This window comes from Mesorhizobium sp. P2_D1, from assembly GCF_056404455.1.
In genome coordinates this window covers 1-714 of record NZ_JBFUDZ010000172.1, presented here as the reverse complement: position 1 = coordinate 714, position 714 = coordinate 1, and the positions used below count along the sequence as shown (strand labels likewise).

At 63.5% G+C, this 714-nt stretch carries 1 pseudogene; it reads left to right on the top strand.

Going from position 1 to position 714, the window contains the following annotated elements:
* Positions 1 to 209 precede the first annotated feature (209 nt).
* Positions 210 to 714 (top strand): annotated as a pseudogene (locus tag AC1D0I_RS32805) (hypothetical protein); the annotation flags it as partial.

Here is a 714-nt window from a genome sequence, read left to right as displayed (position 1 = left end):
GAATCGGTTGATGCGTGATGGCGCGGTATCGACCCTTTGACCGCGCGCCGGGGACTGAGCTCAAGGACCGGACCTCGCAACGCCAAACGCAGCTCGAGAAGCGGGCAGGTCTCACCTCCAAGATGGCGTCGATGGCCTCGCGCCGAGCTGCGGAAACGGTCTTGGTCCCGGAACCTATCAAGCGACCGCCCCGGAACGTCGAGGGGTATATGGAGGCTCTTGCCGGGCAGCCGCTACATCGACTTGGATCCCCCGAGCCGGTCGTTCTCACGCCGGCCTATGAGCGGCTTGTCCGCTCAGCTGCCGAAGTGGCCAGCGATGGGTCGGCGCAGGTGATCATGCCGTGGCCCGCGACACGTATGTCGCCATCGGCGATCGTCTCCCTGCTGTCGATCGGCGCCATCTGCAGCGCCGAGCCCGTCGAGATCACAATCAAAAACGGAMGCTCGCTCAGTCGGACAAGAGCCGACSAAGTGCGTGCTGTCGTATTCCCCTATGCCCSGAGCACACACGCGCAGGCACGCGCTGTTCAGGTTGATCGGCGTGGTATGGGCGAGGTGCATTTCGACCACTTGAAGCGCTATCTTGATGGGGTGAGYGACGCTGCCAAGGACTACCACCAAGTTCTGGCGCGTGTCCGCAAGCTGACCGGGAGAGCGTCGGACGGTCGGGACTACGCCGAGTTCGAGCATCCGATCCTCGACGAGATAGTGC